General features: G+C 40.6%; 15 protein-coding genes. 13 read left to right on the plus strand and 2 right to left on the minus strand.

What is annotated here, in order from left to right; genetic code table 11:
• The first annotated feature begins 3 nt into the window (after positions 1 to 3).
• Both JZO85_RS13960 and JZO85_RS13965 read left to right on the plus strand, forming a co-directional pair.
• Positions 4 to 5487: a Spy0128 family protein gene (locus JZO85_RS13960; RefSeq protein ID WP_207109143.1), complete on the plus strand. Its 5484-nt coding sequence runs from the start codon at positions 4 to 6 to the stop codon at positions 5485 to 5487.
• A 30-nt stretch (positions 5488 to 5517) separates the two neighbouring features.
• Positions 5518 to 5820, plus strand: a complete 303-nt coding sequence (locus tag JZO85_RS13965) for a DUF2089 family protein (RefSeq protein ID WP_277988942.1) — start codon at positions 5518 to 5520, stop codon at positions 5818 to 5820.
• Between the two features lie 56 nt (positions 5821 to 5876).
• On the opposite strand, the gene JZO85_RS13970 is transcribed toward JZO85_RS13965, so the two are convergent.
• Positions 5877 to 6677 carry a hypothetical protein gene (locus JZO85_RS13970; protein WP_207109145.1) on the minus strand — a complete coding sequence of 267 codons (801 nt, stop codon included), beginning with the start codon at positions 6675 to 6677 and terminating at the stop codon, positions 5877 to 5879.
• A gap of 122 nt (positions 6678 to 6799) precedes the next feature.
• Here JZO85_RS13970 and JZO85_RS13975 point away from each other — a divergent pair, with 122 nt between their 5' ends.
• From JZO85_RS13975 to JZO85_RS14025, 11 genes are all read left to right on the plus strand, one after another.
• On the plus strand, positions 6800 to 7543 hold the full coding sequence (locus tag JZO85_RS13975) for an AAA family ATPase (protein ID WP_207109146.1): 744 nt from the start codon (positions 6800 to 6802) through the stop codon (positions 7541 to 7543).
• Positions 7544 to 7791: 248 nt separating this feature from the next.
• Positions 7792 to 9144 (plus strand): sigma-54 interaction domain-containing protein, encoded by a 1353-nt coding sequence (locus JZO85_RS13980; protein WP_207109147.1) that lies wholly within the window; start codon positions 7792 to 7794, stop codon positions 9142 to 9144.
• A 206-nt stretch (positions 9145 to 9350) separates the two neighbouring features.
• On the plus strand, positions 9351 to 10925 hold the full coding sequence (locus JZO85_RS13985) for a CoA-transferase (protein WP_207109148.1): 1575 nt from the start codon (positions 9351 to 9353) through the stop codon (positions 10923 to 10925).
• Complete coding sequence (locus JZO85_RS13990; protein WP_207109149.1) at positions 10912 to 12150, plus strand: L-lactate MFS transporter; 1239 nt, start codon at positions 10912 to 10914, stop codon at positions 12148 to 12150. The genes JZO85_RS13985 and JZO85_RS13990 overlap by 14 nt, the downstream gene beginning before the upstream one ends.
• A 103-nt stretch (positions 12151 to 12253) precedes the next feature.
• Positions 12254 to 13870 carry an HAL/PAL/TAL family ammonia-lyase gene (locus JZO85_RS13995; RefSeq protein WP_207109150.1) on the plus strand — a complete coding sequence of 539 codons (1617 nt, stop codon included), beginning with the start codon at positions 12254 to 12256 and terminating at the stop codon, positions 13868 to 13870.
• Between the two features lie 16 nt (positions 13871 to 13886).
• Entirely contained in the window at positions 13887 to 14816 is a 930-nt protein-coding gene (locus JZO85_RS14000) for a nitronate monooxygenase (RefSeq protein WP_207109151.1), read from the plus strand.
• 265 nt (positions 14817 to 15081) lie between these two features.
• Positions 15082 to 16191, plus strand: coding sequence for a hypothetical protein (locus tag JZO85_RS14005; protein ID WP_207109152.1), 1110 nt, complete (start codon positions 15082 to 15084; stop codon positions 16189 to 16191).
• Positions 16192 to 16467: 276 nt separating this feature from the next.
• Positions 16468 to 17292, plus strand: coding sequence for a class I SAM-dependent methyltransferase (locus JZO85_RS14010; protein ID WP_207109153.1), 825 nt, complete (start codon positions 16468 to 16470; stop codon positions 17290 to 17292).
• A 59-nt stretch (positions 17293 to 17351) separates the two neighbouring features.
• On the plus strand, positions 17352 to 18044 hold the full coding sequence (locus JZO85_RS14015) for an aspartate/glutamate racemase family protein (RefSeq protein ID WP_207109154.1): 693 nt from the start codon (positions 17352 to 17354) through the stop codon (positions 18042 to 18044).
• 13 nt (positions 18045 to 18057) lie between these two features.
• Positions 18058 to 19281 carry a glycosyltransferase gene (locus JZO85_RS14020; RefSeq protein WP_207109155.1) on the plus strand — a complete coding sequence of 408 codons (1224 nt, stop codon included), beginning with the start codon at positions 18058 to 18060 and terminating at the stop codon, positions 19279 to 19281.
• Positions 19282 to 19353: 72 nt separating this feature from the next.
• Positions 19354 to 20145 (plus strand): MerR family transcriptional regulator, encoded by a 792-nt coding sequence (locus JZO85_RS14025; protein ID WP_207109156.1) that lies wholly within the window; start codon positions 19354 to 19356, stop codon positions 20143 to 20145.
• Positions 20146 to 20191: 46 nt separating this feature from the next.
• Here JZO85_RS14025 and JZO85_RS14030 read toward each other — a convergent pair whose 3' ends face one another.
• On the minus strand, positions 20192 to 20758 hold the full coding sequence (locus JZO85_RS14030) for a hypothetical protein (protein ID WP_207109157.1): 567 nt from the start codon (positions 20756 to 20758) through the stop codon (positions 20192 to 20194).
• Positions 20759 to 21062: the final 304 nt, after the last annotated feature.

The following is a 21062-nucleotide window of genomic DNA, read 5'->3' on the forward strand; positions in this document are numbered from 1 at the left end:
AGGATGAATCGATTAAAAAAATTATGGTCGTTAGCAGCGATTTGCGGAATGATGATTGGTATTTTTCCACTGTCGATCTTTGCAGAGACGACGGAAGAAGCGAGTGTGGTCATCAACGATGCGCGGATGACCAATTCAGACGATCAGGAAATCACAGAAGACACTCGTATAAAGCCCAAAGAAACAATAAAAACAAAATTGAATTGGTCATTGGCTCAGGCCGCATTGATCGAAGAAGGAACGATGGTTGCTGTCGACCTGCCGGATAATCTAAATTTTCCAGAACAATCCGGCAGCTTGGGAGAGATGGGGAATTACCAAGTTATGAATCAACAATTGATTCTCCAATTCACTAAAAACTATCAGGAAACAGACGACGGCCGCGCACCGGATTTTACCAGTGTGAAATTTTACGAAGGTCTGTTGGAATTAAATGCTGAACCCACAGCAGAAGACCTAGAAACTGAAACTATTGATTTTGGCAACAACATTCACCGTACTTTGTATTATGCTAAAAAAACAGCTCCTGAGAATGACCCGCTGAATCAGGTCAAAGAAACTAAAGAGCTTCAGCCAAGAGCTCATGAGCCAAATTTGAATGCTCGCGGTGTTGACCTATTTAACAATATCAAAATCACTGACCTCGAAGGAAATGAATTCAGTGAAACGAACCCAGCAGTAAAAGACGCGAATATCAACATTCATTTTGACTGGATTTTAGACAACCAAGAGCTTATTAAAGATGGAGACTATTACACCTATCAATTGCCGGATTATTTTTCTGTCCATAATATAGTGACAGACATATTGAAGAATGATGATGGAGATGTTTTAGGCTCATTCACATTAGGCTTAGATGGTCTTTTGACAGTCACCTTCAATGATAAACCAGAAAACCTGAGTGAACGTCAAGGAACGATTGACCTAAAAACAGAGCTGAAGCTTGAAACGGATACAGAAATCGTTGAGATACCAACAAATATTACGGATGACGCTGATGACGAGATCACGATCACGATACCTGTAGTGAAGGCGGACCTTAATAAAAAAGGAATTATTGAAGCGGATAATACCGTTACATGGACAATTACACTGAATGAGGACAGACGTGATTTGAGAAATGTAATAGTAAGAGACCACCTGCCGGAAGGATTAACTGTCTGGTTTCATCAATATTACGTCATGAATGATAACGATGAATGGGAGCTCGCTCCAGTAGGCTTCATCAATGCATGGCAAGATAAGGATGATTATGTTTATAAATTCGGTTCGGGGATTATGAATCAACCAGTGAAGATAATCCTAAAGATGAAAGTAGCGGATAAAGAAAAGAAAGAGTTTTTAAACAAGGCAACCATTACTGGCGATAACTTTATTTCAAACTCATCTGAAGCTAGTGTGTCTTTTATTGACAAGGATAATTATAAATACTGTACGGACTATGACTTGAACACGGGAAAATTCAACTGGGAGGTCAAGGCTACTTATACGAATGCTGACGGTAAGCTTAAGGACTGGATGTATTCCCGATATGGCGATCCGAATACGGCGAACCATTATCTAATAAAAAACAGTATCAAGGTCTATAAATATGATCAAGATGGAAAGGCAGTTTTGACTGATAAGTGGTCTTTCTCTGAAGATTCGGCTGATTTTAAGAAGAAGGATGGGGAATATGTACACTTTACCTTGAAATTTGAGGAAAAGGGAGTATACAAAGTTACCTATTCCACCCAAAGCTTTGAAGTACCTACACCAATAAACACAGATTTAATGAACATGGCTCTGGTAATTGATGGAAGTAAAGAAGACGAAATTTCTGGTGGAGAAAAGCCGACTGTCGATGGGACACTTGGAGTAGAGAAAAAAGCACTCGACAAGGATTTTTCTAACAATACGATTGGCTGGCAAGTGGTTTTTAATAAAAATCGAATTTCTATGAAAAATGCTGTGATCACAGATAAATTCGCAACGCTGGCAGGGACCAATAAAAGTGCCCTTCAATTGATCGAATCTACTTTAAAGGTCACAGCGAATGATGGAACAACGGATAAGCCTTTAAATAGAAATAGTGATTATGTACTAGAAAAAATCGATGGTGATTCAGATTATTCAACTGGCTTCATTATTAAACTGATCGGCAGCTACAGCACAACGGATAATCAAATTACGATCGACTATTCCACCCATTATTTTGTGGATAAGCAACAGCAGTTCGAAACAGGAGCGATATTGCGCTTTGACAACAGCGCCATAATCACATATGAGGGTGAAGATGGAAGAACACATACCGATGGTGCTGAAGTCGCCACATGGGTCGATATTAAGTTCGCCTATAACGGGGTGAAATACGGAAAATACCTTGAACAAGGTGGAGAAGTCACTTCGGCTTTTTCTCATGCCAACCCGTTTAGTGAAACAACGGCTGGTGAAAATAGTGTTTATTGGACCGCCTTGTTCAATACTTGGAAAACAACAGTTCCAAAAGATACAACGATTAAAGAAGCCTTAGGAGAAGGTCAGACACTTAAGGAGCTAGTAATCTATGATGTGAACATCGAAAAAAATAAAGTTGAAGTAGCTAGCTTAGGCAGAAAATGGGAAAAGGATGTTGACTACAAGTATGAGTTAGTCGACGGAGTTCCTGTCATTACTTTATCAAAAGACACGAAGAGTACATTTGCGATTTTTGTTTCGGCTGAAGCTTCAGATGAGATCCCTAAATATAAAAATGTAGCGACCATGACTGTGAAAGACACGAAACCTTTAGTAGTTGAAGGAATGGTCGAAAAAAGTGATAAGGATTCATGGATCACTAAAAAGGGGACTCAAGCTACTGGAGATGACTATCGATTAATCAATTGGTCGGTTGTTTTAAATAAAGATAGTCACAAGATCATCAATCCGACGGTAACTGATACCGTCAGCATCAATGAACAATCATTTGTCTATGATGCAGATAAAAATGTAGTGGTAAAGGTGTATAAAGCGAAAGACAACGGTTCAGGAACTTTTGTTAAGGACGGTCCTGCGATTGAGTTCGCTGAGGGCAAGAAGCCGACCGTTACTTCAGATTCTATAGAAGGAACACAAACCTTGACGATCGATTTAGGTGATTCAATCGATACCCCCTATATTATCGACTATCAGACGCTGCTTGATCCGGGAATTCAAAATAATGAAATCGTCAAAAATAGCGCCTCCCTATTTGGAAAAGATATTCAATTCCATGAAACGACGACGTCTGTAACGATTAAGTCTACTGATGGCGAAGGAACTTCAAGTGGGAAAAACGGGTCGTTAAAATTTAAAAAAGTAGATGAGAGCAATCAATTAATCACCGCAAGCTCCGCCTTTTTCGATCTTTACCGGAAAGATAGTCAAGGAAATCTTACATTGATGTTTTCTGATATTGAAGTAAAAGGCGACAAAATTATTGAAGGTGGCGTTGAAGTTGATCATCTCTCGAATTTACGTTATGGAACCTACGTCATAGTAGAAAGTAAAGCACCAGATGGCTATGTGAAGGATGAGACAAAACATGAGATTATCATTTCTAAAGATCAGGTTAACCATACCTTTACACTGGAAAACAAAAGCGCTACAAATCAGCTGGAAACAAAGATTTCGTTAGAAGCAAAGAAGAAGCTGACAGGTCGTACGTTACAAGCAGATGAATTCAGCTTCAAGCTGACAGGCGAAGGCGTTGATCAAACAAAGAAAAACGCTGCCGATGGCAAGGTTCTATTTGATGAAATCAGCTATACAAAAGAAGGTGTCCATGAATACACAATCTCGGAAGTAATCCCATCAGAAAAAGCCCCCGGCATGACCTATGATGAGACGAAGTACAAGGTAACGGTTACCGTAGAAGAAAAAGCTGGAAAGCTAGAAGCTTCAGCGGTGTACGAAAATGTTCAAGCTGGTGAAGTGCCAGTCTTCGAAAATGCCTATAAAGCATTGCCAACAAGTATCAAACTAGAAGCTCAAAAAGAGTTAAGCGGTCGTACGTTGAAAGAGAATGAGTTCAGCTTTAAGTTGAAAGGCGATAACGTAGACGAGACGGTTAAAAACAACGGTCAAGGAAAAGTCGAATTCACAGAAATCAATTATGACAAAGCGGGAACGTATGAATACACGATCTCTGAAGTTCTGCCGTCAGATAAAGAAATTGGCATGACTTATGACGAGACGAAATACAAAGTAACGGTTACCGTTGAAGAAAAATCTGGAAAACTAGAAGCCGCAGCGGTTTACGAAAACGTTCAGGCCGGCGAGGTGCCAGTCTTCAAAAATATCTATAAAGCATTGCCAACAAGTATCAAACTAGAGGCTCAAAAAGAGTTAAGCGGTCGTACGTTGAAAGAGAATGAGTTCAGCTTTAATTTAAAAGGCGATAACGTAGACGAGACGGTTAAAAACAACGGTCAAGGAAAAGTCGAATTCACAGAAATCAAATACGACAAAGCTGACACATATGAATACACAATCTCTGAAGTTCTGCCGACAGATAAAGAAAACGGCATGACCTATGATGAGACGCAATACAAAGTGACAGTTACCGTTGAAGAAAAATCTGGAAAACTAGAAGCCGCAGCGGTTTACGAAAATGTTCAAACTGGTGAAGTACCAGTCTTCAAAAATACCTATAAAGCATCGCCAACAAGTATCAAACTAGAAGCTCAAAAAGAGTTAAGCGGTCGTACGTTGAAAGAGAATGAGTTCAGCTTTAAGTTGAAAGGCGATAACGTAGATGAGACAGTTAAAAACAACGGTCAAGGAAAAGTCGAATTCACAGAAATCAATTATGACAAAGCCGGAACATATGAGTACACAATCTCGGAAGTAATCCCGTCAGAAAAAGAAATGGGTATAACTTACGATGACACACAATATAAAGTAGTTGTTACCGTTGAAGAAAAGGATGGAAAACTAGAAGCCACAGCGGTTTACGAAAATGTAAAAACTGGAGATATTCCGATCTTCAAGAATTCGTACACACCAGAAAAGAAAGTACCAACGGGTGAGATTTTATTGAAGAAAATCGATAGTAAAACTGGAAAAACATTGGCTGGTGCGGAGTTCAAATTAGTTGATCCTAAAGGAAAGACAGTAGCAGGAAAAGAAAAAATCGTTACTGGTGAAGACGGCTCTATAATCATCAAAGACTTAACTGATGGGAACTATCAATTGATTGAAACAAAAGCACCAAAAGGATACCAGATAGATGAAACACCGATTGATTTCTCTGTAAAAAATAGTCAACCAAGTAAAAAAGAAATCAGCCAGAAAAATGATCCTATTGGGTTGCCTGAAACAGGGGATTCCACCAGCACCAATGTTCAAACCACTTATCGAAATAATACAACTGTTTCCAAACGCTTGCCTTCAACAGGAAGTGTCCACAGTAAAGGTTTAGTTATTCTAGGATTATTTTTCTTAGGGATGGTCGGATTAGTCGCTTTCGGGAAAAGAAAAAAAGTCTAGTTAATGGTAGAAAAGAAGGGAGTTATGAGAATGAATGAGGAGCCAAGTTGGATTTCAGATTTGAATGATGAGGAACTTGAGTTTGTAAAGTGCTTTATCCTTTCATCTGGATCAATAAAAAAATTAGCATCCATTTACTCAACGAGTTATCCAACCATACGCAAGCAGTTGGATAAGCTTATTCAGAAAATTCGCGTTGGCGAACGCAAAGAGAATGATAAGATTATTCGCTTGATCCATCAACTTGAAAAAGAAGGGAAGATCGATCAAGAAATTGCTGAAACAGTCGTGACAGAATATGGGAAATCATTGAACTGTCTGATTACGGAATAAACGAAGAAGAGTTCTTCCATTGATATGGAGGAGCTCTTCTTTGTGGTGCTTATCAATTAATCGTTGATTTTTTCTATTCCTTTTCTTTCTCGTAAGGATTTCAAATCATGTCTCAAATTTCCGCCAAAAATCACAGTTCCCATACCAAACAGCAGACCGCCGGCAACACCAGCAAGGCGTGTCATTGAATCCATAATCATCCAAATGCTGCCTATAGCCAGAATGAAGGAAAGCGTAAAAAAGAAACCACTCTTAATGATTTGATAAAACAAGCTTGCCTTAGTTGAGAGCGGCTGCTCTTCATCCGCGCTGCGATGGTCGGGTTGATATTTTACACTTAAATAGTTGCCATGGTGATTAGAAAAGTCATCGTAGCCAATCGTCGAACCTAAAATATCCTCCTCATTGATCCAGCTTGTCTCTTCAAAAGAATTCATTGCCTCAAATAATTCTATAAATGCTGCGAGTAAATCATCTGTGTCCTCCAAAAAGAGAAGATAGTCTAGGTAAATGAGCTCCAAATTATCAGAGTAGCTGCTTTCTTCAGCAATCAGCTCTTGGAAATCGTGATAGAGCGGAAGCAGGTCTGGGTAGACGGCTGAAAGATATTCTGAGTGAAAATCAAGATTTTGCAGGAAATCTTCGAAGGATACGTCAATCACACCGAATTGTTTCTCCGCTAAACGACGTTCGAATTCCTTCTGTGAGAGCGTTTCAGCTAGTTCAAAGGTTTCGAGCTGTTGAGAAAGCAGAACCAAGTGCTCTGACGCTAAGCCCATGAGCCAAAATGTCGGCAGGCTATTATTTGATTCGAAAATCTGGGTCGTTTCAGTTGTCAAATAGCAGCGGTTGCCCATAGATGCTTCCTCCTTTTATGCTTCTGCTAAAAACATCATACCATATCAACAATCATAGCTATTTTTTACTTGCTGTACCATGTAAAATAGAAGGTAATCAGGACAAAAATAAGGAGGATGCGATGTTTGTTCATGAACTAAAGTTGATGGAGCCGCTAGAGAAAAAGCAATTAGCCTATCCCTTTGGCGTTTTTGCTGTTCAAGAAATTCTGAATAGAGGCGGTCTGTCATTTGAACAGCCAGTCACTTTTTTATCTGGAGATAATGGCACTGGCAAATCGACGATCCTAGAAGCAATCGCGGTCGCGTATGGGATAAATCCAGAGGGCGGCAGTCAAAATTTTCATTTCCATACGACGGAGAGCCACTCTGATTTACACGAGTCTATCCGCTTGGTTAGAAAAGGAAATCTTCCTAAAACAAAATTTTTTCTGCGTTCAGAGACGTATTATAATGTTGCCTCTGAACTAGAGGAACTGGCGCGCGATCCGATGGAAGGCGATCTAGCTTTTGCTTCTTATGGCGGAAAGTCCCTGCATACTCGTTCGCATGGAGAGGGATTATTATCCATCATCGAAAATCGCTTTGGCAAAGAAGGTTTTTATTTGTTGGACGAGCCGGAAGCAGGATTGGCTACAAGCCGACAGTACACACTGCTGCAGGAAATCCATCGGTTGGTTAAAGCTGGAAGTCAGCTGATTATCGCCACCCATTCGCCGATTCTAATGGCATACCCGAACGCTGCGATCTATCAATTTTCTGAAGCAGGCTTAGAAAAGCTGCCGTTGGAGGAAACGATCGCTTTTCAGGAAAGCAAGGTCTTTTATGATGATCCGAAACGACTGCTGCATTATTTGCTTGAGTGAAGAGCTTCGTTTTTATTATCAATTGTTTTCGGGTTGTGATGAGAGTAAAAAGAGCGCTTATCTATGGAATAAATGCTTTTTTTTTAATAAACAGTACATTGATTACAGCAGAAATAAAAAGTTAAATAGACGCCGAAATGAAACCATGATATAGTACCATTTGTATTGAATTTGAATATGTGATTTTTGTCACAATGATTATAGATAAATTGAAATCAAACAAAAAAAGGTAAGGAAGGAGTGAAACTATGAGCCAAACTTTAACGAAGCTGATGTCGGATGATATAACGACGTTGTTTGTTACCGATGGTGAAGGAAATATTCTGCTGGCAAATGACTTTACTGCGATGACACTGGGACTTTCTTTGTCAGAGCTGCTAAACTCAAACGTTTACGACTTAGTTGCCAGTGAGGTCTATAACGCTTCCGCAACGATTGAAACATTGAAATCGGGTGAAAACTCTGAGGTAATGTTAACGACACAAGCAGGCTATCGAATATTATCAAAAGCAACACCAATCTTTTATCCAGACGGTACTCTACATTTAGTGGTCACTAAGTCTGAACCATTATCTCAAGAAGAGTTTGAAGAGCTTTCCAGTAGAGCCGCTTCTCAAGCATCAGCCAGCGAGGATGAACCAGTTGAACTAGTAACACCGATAATTGCTGAAAGCAATGAAATGAAACGGATCATAAGGGTGTGCAAACAAGTGGCGGTGTATAACAGCAGAATACTGTTATTGGGAGAATCAGGGGTTGGTAAAGAGGTTGTTGCCAATTTTATTCATCAGCATAGTACGGTCGCAGCAAATAAGTTTGTTGCAGTCAATTGTGCGGCAATTCCTGAGAGTCTTTTTGAATCTGAATTTTTCGGTTATGAAAAAGGAACCTTTACTGGAGCAGAAAAAAGCAAGCAAGGATTGGTTGAAGCAGCTGATGGTGGGACTCTATTTTTAGATGAGATTTCAGAGATGCCGCTAGAGTTGCAGGCGAAGCTTTTGCGAGTTTTGGAAACGATGAGTCTTCGCAGAGTCGGCGGTGTGGAGGAAATTCCTGTCAGTTTCAGATTGATTTCTGCTTCAAACCAAGACATGTTCGAACTGGTAGAACAGGGGAAATTTCGCCGGGATCTCTATTATCGGATCAATGCGATTCCTGTCACGATACCACCTCTAAGAGAACGAAAAAAAGATATCTTGGCTTTGGCTAATCATTTTTTAGCATCTTTCAATAAGAAATATGATGCAGATGTAAAGCTAACGAAGTCTCATCTACATCATCTGATGACTTCTCAGTGGTTAGGGAATGCTCGTGAACTGAAAAATTATATTGAGTATCTCGTCGTCACAGCAGAATTACCGTTAGCTTTGCAAGAAAATACTGATGAAAAAAAAGTAGAAGAGGATCGGCTAGAGGCATTGGCGGAGGTATATTCTTATCAAGAATTTGTTGATTATGTCGAAACAATCTATTTTCGCTATCAGTTAGAAAAACACCGATACAACATCAGCAAGACGGCAGAAGAGAGTCAGGTAAGTCGTCCTTTAATCTATAAAAAAATACGAGATCTAAAATTGGAAAGAAAAGATACAGAAGGATAGGAATAGTCGTCAAAGTGTAATATTCCATTACACTTTGACGACTATTCTTTCTTTTTTTTGTTTAAAACACAAGGTTTATTTTTTGGCACAGCAATTGCTAATGTAAAAGTAGAAGCTAATGTGATTGATTTCACTATAAATAAGTTTTTTAGCTGAAAGAAGAAAATAAGTGTTTTTAATACAGGATATGAAAGGAGAATGTCAAAGTGAAAATAATCACCAAAGAAGAAGCTGCTTTGTTAATTAAGGACAATGATGCTATAGCAATTAGCGGTTTCGAATTGGCTTGTGCAAATGAAGAAGTGGCGCTAGCGCTTGAGGAGCGATTTATTAAAACCGGAAGTCCTCAAGCACTGACGGTCATTCATTCCAGCTGTTGGGGGGATCGAAAAGAAAAAGGAATGTCCCATCTTTCCCACAAAGGCTTGTTAAAAAGATGGATCGGAGGAATCGTCAAAGCTTCTTCTCCCAAACTTTCTGAGATGATTCAGGCAAATGACTGCGAAGCCTATAATTTTCCCCAAGGTGTTTTAGCGCAGCTGTATCGAGAAATTGCTGCGAAAAGACCAGGCTTGATTACCAAGATTGGTTTAGAAACGTACATTGATCCTCGGCAAGAAGGTGGGAAAATGAATGAGGCCACAACGGAAGATTTAGTTGAAATTATCCAATTATTGGGAGAGGAGTGGATGTTTTATCCGGCTTTTCCATTACAAGTCGGATTGATACGGGGAACCTTTGCAGATGAGAATGGCAATGTGACTTTGGAAAAAGAAGGTCTACACATGGAGGTTTTGCCGATTGCGCAAGCAGTTCATAATAGTGGCGGAAAAGTAATCGTTCAAGTTGAACGTGTAGTGAAAAATGGTACGCTGCATCCGAAAGACGTAAAAGTACCGGGTATTTTAGTGGATTACGTGGTAGTTTCAGAACCTGAAAATCATTTTCAAACTGGAACGACAGCGTACAATCCGGCGTTTAGTGGTGAAGTAAAGATTCCGCTTGGAAGTGTTCCTAAACTACCTCTGGATAATCGCAAAGTAATTGCGCGTCGAGCAGCGATGGAATTACAAAAGGGCACCGTTTTAAATCTAGGAGTTGGAATTCCAGTGAATGTTTCGATTGTTGCAGCAGAAGAAGCGATAGATGATCAAATTATTTTGACAACAGAAGCCGGAACGATAGGCGGCATTCCTGCAGGTCTGGAGGATTTCGGGCATGCATACAATAGCGAAATGATTATTGATCATCATGAACAGTTTGATTTTTATGATGGCGGCGGCTTGGACCTATCCGTTTTAGGATTGGCGGAAGTGGATCAAATGGGGAATGTCAATGTCAGCAAGTTGGGTAGTCAAGTCATTGGCTGCGGAGGGTTTATCAATATTTCCCAGACAGCTAAAAAATTGGTTTTTGCCGGAACTTTCACTGCTGGTGGGCTAAAAACAGTTGTGGAAAATGGTCGATTGACCATACTGCAGGAAGGGAAGCATAAAAAATTTGTCAAGGCAGTAAATCAAATTACATTTAATGGACATTACGCAACTAAAACCAAGCAAGAGGTATTATTTGTCACCGAGCGGGCTGTTTTCGTCTTACAAGATGGCCAGCTCATCTTGAGTGAAATAGCGCCTGGGGTTGATTTGAAGAAGGATGTATTGGATCAAATGGATTTTGAAGTACAAATATCAGGGGCATTGAAAGAAATGCCCGCGGAGTTATTTATGGAAAATTGGGGTCAGTTAGCAAAATTAATGGAGGAAGATCATGGAACAAACTAAAGATATTGCAAAAGTTAAAGTAAATCGTTGGGTAGTTTTATTTGCTTCAGTCGGAATTATTATTTGTCAAGGTGGGATCTATGCTTTTAGTGTTTTCTCTACACCATTGGCAGCAGCAAATGGGTGGTCAGTTCCCGATGTGATGATTGCTTTTACGATTGCTGTTGGTATATCTCCTTTGCCGATTATTATTGGCGGAAGGATTTCTGATAACGGGAAGTCCCGAGAGTTGATCTTGTTTAGTTCATTGTTATTAGCGGCATCTTTTGCCTTAGCAGGACTTTCTACTCAGCTGTGGCAACTATATATAACCTACGGATTAATGGGGGGATTCGGGTTGAATCTCGGTTATATTGCTTGTGTAAACAACTCACAGCGTTTTTTCCCAGATAAAAGAGGGTTGTGTTCTGGGATTGTAATCACGGGGATTGGTGCTGGGACGATGATTTTTGCACCACTAGGCAGCTGGTTGATTGAACAAGGCGGTGTTCGGAATACATTTATTCAGTTAGGCGCTATTTTCTTAGTTTTTTCATTGATTTGTTCAGCATTGATTAAAAATGCTCCTATCGAGGATTCAACAGCAGATTCTGTGGATGAAGCAACGGCGACTGTCGAAGTGAATTATGATTGGAAAGGCATGATCAAGACCCTGCGTTTTTATATTGTTGCGCTATTGTATGCAACTGGCTGCTTCTCAGGGTTGGTGATCTCTTCTAATGCAGCTGATATTGGTCAAAATATGTTTGATTTGACACCAATGGTTGCAGCGACCTTTGTTAGTTTGTATGCTATGTCTAACTGTATAGGGCGGGTTATCTGGGGGGCACTTTCAGATAAATTAACGCGAATTAATACCTTCATGTTAGTTTTTTTCTTTATTGCTCTTTCTTTGATGAGTTTGGCCTTTATTAAGGCGACTGTTGGGTTTGGGATTGGTTTGATTGGTTTAGGACTTTGTGAAGGCGGTGTCGCTGCTTTGATGTCACCATTGACAATTGAAAATTTTGGTTCGAAATATCAGGGAGTGAACTATGGCTTTGTCTTTCTAGGTTTCTCTATCGCTGCTTTCGTAGCTCCTCGTTTGACAGCCTTTATCGGACAAGCAAACAGCGGAGATTTCACGTCAGCGTTCATTGCAGGAATTGTTGTTGCAGTAATCGGGTTTGGCTTAGCCTTCTCTCTAAAACAAATCAATAAAAAACTTGAAGACGATAAAAAGTAAATGCTGCTGAAATGGGTGAGGAAAATCCTTTACTGGGTTTTAGCTGCAGCAAAATATGGCAGGCAATTTTAAAGAATATCCTTAAAGGAATAGGAGTGAAAAAATGGAAACAATCGTATTAGATGGGTCAAATTTAACACTAGAAGCTGCTTGGTTAGTTGCAAAAGAAGATGCTGAAGTCAAAATTACTGATGAAGCAGCACAAAGGGTAAAAAATTCCTACGAGTTGTTAATGGCAGGAGCAGTTTCAGGTACGCCGGTCTATGGACTAACTGTTGGGGTTGGATTAAATAAAGATCAAAAATTATTCGATGCGGACGGCGAGTTGTCTCCAGAGGTTTTAGCAGCATCAGAAGAATTTAATCGGTCAATGCTGCGGTCGCATTCAGCCGGTATTGGGAAATGGATTCCGAATCACTTGGTTCGCTTATCCATGGTTATACGCTTAAATGCGATGTTGAATGGACAATCGGCAGTTCAGTTTAGAGTGGTTGAGCTGTATATTGAATTCTTGAATCGCGGGATTACACCTTGTATTCCAAATCGTGGAAGTATGGGAGAAGCCGACATCATGCTGGCCTGTCATGTAGGACTCGTGATGATGGGGGAATGGCGAGCGGATTATCAAGGAGAGATTGTTGACGGAGCGAAGGTGCTGGACGTGAATGGTTTAGCACCATTGGTTCCTGTTGGTAAAGATGGTCTAGCCATTTTATCTAATAATAGTATTTCGACAGCTTATGCTCTTGAAGGTGCTCATAACGTTAGACAAACGTTAGATGTTAGTCCTTTAGTTTTTGGGTTAAGTTTAGAAGGTTTGAATGGCAACATCGCCCCAATCCTGCCACAGCCGATAGGCGTTCGTCCGTTCCCTATGCTGGCAGAGACTGCGGAAAAAATGCGTGACGCTCTGAACGGCTCTTATTTGTGGCAGCGAAATAGAAGTCGCCCGCTGCAGGACCCGCTTTCGTATCGAACGACGGTCTATACATTGTCCGAAGCGGAGCGCGCATTAAGTGATTTGGAGGAGCTATTGTTTATTCAAATCAACAGTTCAGATGATAATCCAAGTGTGATCGAAGGGGCTAGTGAAGAGTATAGAGAATTCGATCAAATCGCACAGTATTTTGTGGAAACAGAAAATATTTTTGGAGGAATATTCCCGTCAGCAAACTTTGAATCGTTGCCGATTTCTCTAGCGGTGCAACGTTTAAGTATAGCTCTAGGCCATGTTTCTCACAATGTGATCCAACGTTGTCTGCGTTTAGAGGAGGCAGAATTTACAGGATTGCCGCGTTTTCTGACCGTTCCTGAAAATAAAGGGCATGGTTTTGGTTCTCTGCATGTGCCGATCGTTGCCTTGCATGGGGAGATCGTCGCATTAGCGAATCCAATATCTTTGAATGTCCAACCTGTTGCTGGAGGTGTTGAAGATACTGGGACGAACTGTTTGCAAGCCGCGCAACGCTTATTAGAAATCAACGAAAGCCTTAATTACATCTATGGAGTTGAAATGATGCATGCAAGTCAGGCTGTTGATTTGCGACTAAAAGAAGAGTCATTGACTTTAGGTATTGCGACCAAATCTTTTTTCGCTGCGTATCGTGAGCATGTGTCATTTGTTGAACAAGATCGAATTTTTACAATTGATATGGAAGCATCAAAAGTCTTTTTAGAGAATTATACCTCTAACAAAACGAAAGAGAAAATTTTAAATTAAGAAGGGAAAGTAATTTATGAAGAAAATCACAGAGCTTTTAGGAATCCAATACCCAATTTTTCAAGGTGCCATGGCACAGGTTTCAAAATACCAATTAGCTGCAGCAGTTTCAAACGCAGGAGGCTTGGGAATCATCGCATCTGGTGGAATGAGCGAAGAGCAGTTACGTGAGGAAATAATCAATTGTAAGAAATTGACCGATAAACCATTCGCTGTAAATATTATGTTGATGGCACCGAATGTTCCTGATATGGTGAAGGTCGTGATTGAACAAGGTGTAAAAATCGTGACAACTGGTGCTGGGACGCCGAAGAAATATATGAAGGATTTTAAAGAAGCAAATATTAAGGTGATTCCAGTTATTCCAAGTGCAAAGCTTGCCAAGAAAATGGAGGACTTGGGGGTTGACGCGGTAGTCGCTGAAGGTTCTGAAGCAGGTGGTCATATCGGAGAGCTTTCAACGATGGTTCTATTACCTCAAGTAGTTGAAGCTGTTAATATCCCAGTCATAGCAGCTGGGGGAATTGCAAACGGGAAAGGAATGGCTGCTGCCTATGCATTAGGCGCTCAAGGGCTTCAAATGGGTACGGCCTTTATGCTGGCGGAGGAGTGTCCAATTCCTCATAACGTCAAAGAATTTATAGCGAATGCCGAAGAAATGGATACAGCTGTGACAGGCAGAAATGGCGGCGCACCGGTTCGCAGCTTGAAAAATAAAATGATCAATCAGTATATTCAATGGGAGAAAGAAAACATGCCTAGAGAACAACTAGAAGAATTGACCATGGGCTCCGCACGAAAAGCTGCCGCAGGAGATATTGAAAATGGATCGGTTATGGCTGGCCAAGCCTCAGGTTTGATCAATCAAATAAAACCAGCTAAACAAATTATTTCTGATATTTTGAGTGATGCAGAACAAACGATCAATGCTTTGCGATTTGGATAAATTATTGACTCAGCACAAAACCCGTTAAGATATTGTCTTAACGGGTTTTGTGTCGTGACTTTATTGAGTTGAGGAGAACTTTTGCAACGGTCAGATAATGAAATTATTCCTTTTTTCTTGGGTCAATTTAAAGGAAGCAGGAATAATTTTCACATTCAAATTTATTATAATCAAAAAAATTTGTGTTCACGAATCCTTATCTATATGATGAGATTAAGAATATGCATAAAAAGGGTTTCATTTTTTATAGAAGGAGATTGGTAAGATGAAAAAGTTTCGAGTGATTATGGTTTTGGCGGTAGCTCTAGTCTTTTTTACTGGATGTAAAAAGCAGACACAGAAGGAATTTTCTGAAGAGTTAGCAAAGCAGGGGGATATGAATGCGGGGGAATATTCGGCTGTGATCGATAGGGTAGCAATTGAAGGCGAGGATGCGGATAAACAAACGCGTACGTCGATTTATAAGATAGAAAAAATGATCAGCGGGACGAAAATGTCAGGAAATTATCAGATTGATTTCAAGAAAAAATTGTTGGCGATGGATTTGTCGATTGATGGTCTGGGAGAGAAGTTCCCTATTGAGCTGTACGTAGATGGGAAACGGCCATCTCTTTATATAAGTACTGATTTTATACCGGAATTGGTAAATACAATCAAAGCCTTCAATCCAGATGTTCCAGTTGAAGCGAAGCAATTTGATGATTTAAAGGGAAAATACCTGTTTGATGATCAAAAAAAATCAAAAGAAAAAGGCGATGCTAAGACAGATGCAGATACCCTTAGCGGAACCCTCAATTCACAGCTGTTCAGTGACTACCTGAATACCTTAGACCCAGATTCCTTTGAGAAGCAGGAGGATACGATCAAACGGACTTTCACTAAGAAGGATATTCAGAACTTTGTCAAATACGCAAAAGAAAATGGCGACAAAGAGGAAAAGAAGGATGCTGAAAAGCTAGAGAAAAAGCTTAAGGATGTAACTGGCTATAAGCAGACGATTACTTTAAACACGAAAAAGCACACGCAAAAAAGCGTTATGAAGCTTGCGGTCAAAAATAAGGACATGACAGTTAAACTGGATATGACAGTGAATAATCAAGCGAAGAAATCAGATAGAAAGATCAAATTGCCAAAAGCAGCCGATACGGTCTCGATGGAGGAGTTCCAAAAAATCATTGAAGATGCTCAAAAAAGCAGCACGATGATCTCTGAAGAGGATTTCAACGATCTGCTGGAAGTGATTAGACGCAATGGAAGTCAGTTATCACAACAGCAAGTTGAGCAGTTCAAGAGTACCTATAAACCATATTTGTCTGAGGAACAATATAAACAGCTTGAAGAAGCATTAGAACAAGCGGGGCAGATGGCCGCATAAATAACAGGATCAATCATTTCGGGTGATTGATCCTGTTTATGGATTTATGCTAAACTATTACTGACGACAATCACATGAAAAAAGACAAGAGGCGATTTTGGTCCGGCGCACTACACATTACGCAACTGAAGTAATTTAGTGAAACGTGGAAAAGTATTCTGACATCAAATAAACTGAAAATTTTCGCGAGAAAAGCCAGTTTATTTGTTGTGCAGAAATTTTTCACGTTTTTTTGTTGCCTGTTGGATTGTCGTCAGTCGGAAAGAGGAATATAAAATGATCAACAAAATTAAGAGAAATGTACCGATATTTAGCCAAGGCCAAGATTCGATTTGGCTGGATGACCATTTAGCACCACAAATGTTAGCCGCTCACTTGGATACCGAATTTGATGGCGCTACTAGAAATGCTGAATATATCAAGCGCTCGATGGAGTGGCTGACAAAAAAATGCCCGGCACAGGATTTTCCGCAGTTATTGGATCTGGGGTGCGGCCCTGGAATCTACGCGGAGAAATTTTTTGAAGCGGGATATCACGTAAAAGGAATTGATTTTTCAGAATTGAGTATCGCTTATGCGCAGGAATCAGCGGATGGGAAAAAATACGATATCGATTATCAATGCGGAAATTATTTGGCAGAAGATTTAGGCAGTGAACAATACGATGTGATTGTTCTGATTTATTGTGATCTAGGTGTTTTTTCATCAGAGGACCGAAAGCGTCTGTTTAAGAAGGTAAATCGGGCATTGAAAAAGGGTGGACGCTTCATTTTTGATGTCTTTACTCTAGAGAAATATAAAAGCTTTGAGGCTGCAAAGACTTGGCAGCTGGAAGAAAATAATTTTTGGACGAAGGAAGCTTGTCTGCATTTATCCGCACAGAAAAGATATCCAGGAACGAACACCTACTTGGACCAGCATTATTTACTGTATCCCGAAGCGGTCAAGGAATTTTTTATCTGGGAAACGGTTTTTGCGGCTGACGAGCTTTTAGCAGAATTGAGCGCGTGTGGTTTTGCTGGCAGTGAAGTTTTTGGCGATCTTCACGGGATTTTGTATACAGCTGAATCAGAAACACTTTGTTTGGTCGTCGAAAAATAGGAGCGGACACCTGTTTCTTGCTATAATGGAGAAATAATTAAGCAGGAAGAGGTGGAAGGATGAAAACGATTGGATTATTAGGAGGAATGAGCTGGGAAAGTACGGTGACTTATTATACCCGGATCAATGAACTGGTCAATCAACAATTAGGCGGACTGCACTCCGCAAAAATCAAATTGGCAAGTGTTGATTTTGAGGAGATTGAAAAATGTCAGGTGGAAAATGAATGGGAAAAGAGCGGTGAGATCCTTGGCAAGGAGGCACAGCGCTTGGAACAAGCAGGGGCTGATTTTCTGTTAATCTGTACGAATACGATGCACAAGGTTGTCCCGCAAATCGCGAACTATTTATCAATCCCGATCCTGCATATCGCTGATGCGACGATTGCGGAGCTGCGGTCTAAAAAAATCAAAAAAGCCGCCCTTTTAGGGACGAAATATACCATGACGCAACAGTTTTATAAACAGAAAATCATAGATAGCGGGATCGATGTATGGATTCCCAAGGACGCAGACATCGAAAGCGTGAATCAGATTATTTTTGCCGAATTGTGTCATGGCAAAATTTTGGCTGAGTCCAAGGAACAATTTATTACGGTGATTAATCAAGCGATCGAAGCAGGTGCAGAGGGAGTCATTTTGGGTTGTACAGAGATTGGTCTGTTGATCCAGCAAGCGGATGTGACTATTCCGGTGTTTGATACGACCGAAATTCATTCCCAGAAGGCAGTCGAACGAGCTTTGGCAGATTGAACGAGGAGCTTTGATGAAGACAATTCTTTTTGCGCCAGCAACCTTTAATTTAGCGGAAACGACACGTATGATTGAAATCGCCAAGGTTTTACGGCAGGACTACCATTGTGTTTTCTGCGGATTTTCCGAAACGTATCTTGAATTAATCAAAGAAGAGCGCTTCGCAGTTTCTTTACTGAGTCCTAAGCTAACCGTGCAGCAAGAAGCAGCAATCATGAAATTTGATCAAGGGAAGAGCTTGAAAAATCCCTTTACCTCTGAGCTAGTGGCTGAACGCATCGCGAGTGAATTGACAGTGATCGAGGAGCTGTCACCCAGTGCGATCGTGACTGGCAGTAATGTGACAATTTTTTTATCTGCCCGCATTGCTGAGATTCCTTTGGTTTATGTCAAACCAATCGCGCTGTCACGGCCGTATTTCAATAATGAAGCGGTATGTGTGCGTCCAAGTCAGCTGGATAAAAGCTATCTGCCGGCAGCTGCACTTTGGAAGGCGTTCATCAAGGTATCGAAACATCTAACGTGGAAACCAGGAGCCTTCAAGAAGGCGGCTCGCAGCTACCAACTGGCATTACCTAAATACACATTAGATCTGCTGGACGGTGACTTGAATTTGATAACCACTCATCCGGCCTTTACTGAGGAGCTGGAGTTTCCAAGTAATTACCGATCGGTTGGTCCGATTTTTGCTCGTTTGCCGTATGAAATTCCGGCTGAAGTTCTTCAAGTGATCAAACGTGCGCGTGAAAGAAAAAAAGCAGTCGTTTATTTTGCTATGGGAAGCTCTGGCAATCGTTCATTGATTGAAACGGTGCTGAAGTACTTTGAGCAGACGGATATCGAAGTGATCGCCCCCATCAAAAATTATGTACAAGATACTGCCGTGGCAAGTAACATTCATGTATTTGATTGGCTGCCGGCTTTAGAGGTTTCTGAGCTGGTGGATTTTTCTGTGATTCACGGCGGCGAGGGAACCGTCCAAACCGCCTGTTCCTCAGGCAGACCATTTATTGGGATCGGGCTGCAATATGAACAGGAAGTCAATGTTGCTTACTGTGAAACCTTCGGCAATGCTGTTGCTTTGAGCCCAAAGAAGATTGCTCCTCAACTGGAGGAAAGCATTAGAAAAGTTCGTTCCCCAAAATTCAGAGAAAAAGCACAAGAAATGAAAGTGCTGATGAAGGCGGTAAATGGGGCAAAGAGGGCTGCAGAAGAAATCAAACACGATTACCTTTAGTAGACCGCTTGACTTTCCAGTTACTGGAACCCTTAAACTAAAGCTGTTCAATAGAGGAATGGGGGGAATGAAATGCTAAGTATCAGCCAGTTTTCTCGAGCGAGTCATATTACGCCAAAAACATTGCGTTATTATGATGAGATTGATTTGCTGAAACCAGAAGCCGTGGATCCCAATAATGGGTATCGTTATTACACGAGCACTCAGTTATTGACCGCTTTTAAAATTCAAAAGCTGAAGCAATACGAGTTTCGTTTAGCTGAGATTCGTTTGGCCTTAGAGGACGACTTGTATCTGCTTGAACGAATGACTGATAAGCGTCAAGAAATCCAGCAAAAAATGACGACTTATCACTCCATTCAGACAGCTATTGAAACAGACATCGCAGCTTTAGCTGAAGGAGGAAGTTTTATGTTTAATCAAGAGCCGCCAATCGAAATCGTTGAAAATGTTGTATGGAATATCATCTCAGTCAGAAAAACGATGAATATCAAAGACTTTGATCAATTAATGGCAGCCGTCTATCAAAAAGTAAACGAAGAAAAGGCCACACCTGTCTATGCACCATTGACTTTGTATCACAGTCCTGAATATACGCCTGAAAATTATGATGTTGAGATTGCGATCCCGATTTTGGAGGAAGAGTTACGAACACGCCAGCTGCATGCGGAGCGCTGTGTGAAATACCATTTTCACGGAAACTATCAAGGGCTGCCTGCTGCTTATGCGGAAGCCGCGAAATGGATCGATGACAACGAGTATGTAATCACCGATGCTGTTTTTGAAATCTATTTGACGAATCCAAGTGAAGTCCCCGCAGCTGAAAATGAAGTGGATATTTATTTTCCGATAAAAGCTAAATAAGGACTAAAAAGGCGGCCAGCTTAATCAACAGCTGGCCGCCCTATTTTTAGTGATTTCGTTTACGCATAAAGAGTCCGGTGATCAGTCCCAATCCTCCACAAGCCAAGAGAGTGACGATTGTAATAAAGCTCATCTCAAGCACATCGAATACACCTGTTTGATTAGCGACAATGTTGGTTATAAGGACTGCTGGAATTGCTGTTAGTGAAGCGACACCTAAGCATGAGCCCATGTTCCAATGTAAAAGTTTTCGAATCCCGATATTGATCCAAAAGTAGGCGATCCACGTCAGCGCGATTGGCAGACCAATCGGCAGTAACCAGTAAACAGGTGCATCTACAAAGTAATCATTGATCGTTCGTTCAAGAACCATAAAGTAAGGGACAATCAAAAATGTAAAGACCGAAACAGAATGGATCACGCGGGCATTCTTACTAAAAAGCAGTGCATCTAGTAAGGTACCTCCAAAAATCAAACTGCTCCCGACAATTCGAAACCAAGTAAATTGCTGATCAATAGCCAAATTTGTAACCGCTGTTATCGCAAATGCTAAAAAGAATAAAATCCAAAAGAATTTTCTGCCAATAGTCATCGTTTTATCCAACCTCGTCATTTGTTTTCCTCCTCGTGCTCTTTTCTAAAGTATAACAGTCTTTATTTTTCCCCGATATCAGACTTACGACTCATTTTTGACTGCGTCTGCCTTTTTCGTCGGTAACGTCTATAGCTAGAATAGGTCTTGAAAAATGTGTATAATCATTATTAATGAAAGCGCTAATCTTAATATTAAGGATTTAACAAATAGTTGGAACGCCAAACTATTATAAATATATTTAATTAAAATGAACGGGTTGTTAAGTTGAGACGAACAAGGAACATGCGGATTGTCGGAAATCAAAAAAGGTATACTGGGCTGA

The organism is Candidatus Enterococcus murrayae (genome assembly GCF_017315985.1).
Classification (GTDB): Bacteria; Bacillota; Bacilli; order Lactobacillales; family Enterococcaceae; genus Enterococcus_A; species Enterococcus_A murrayae.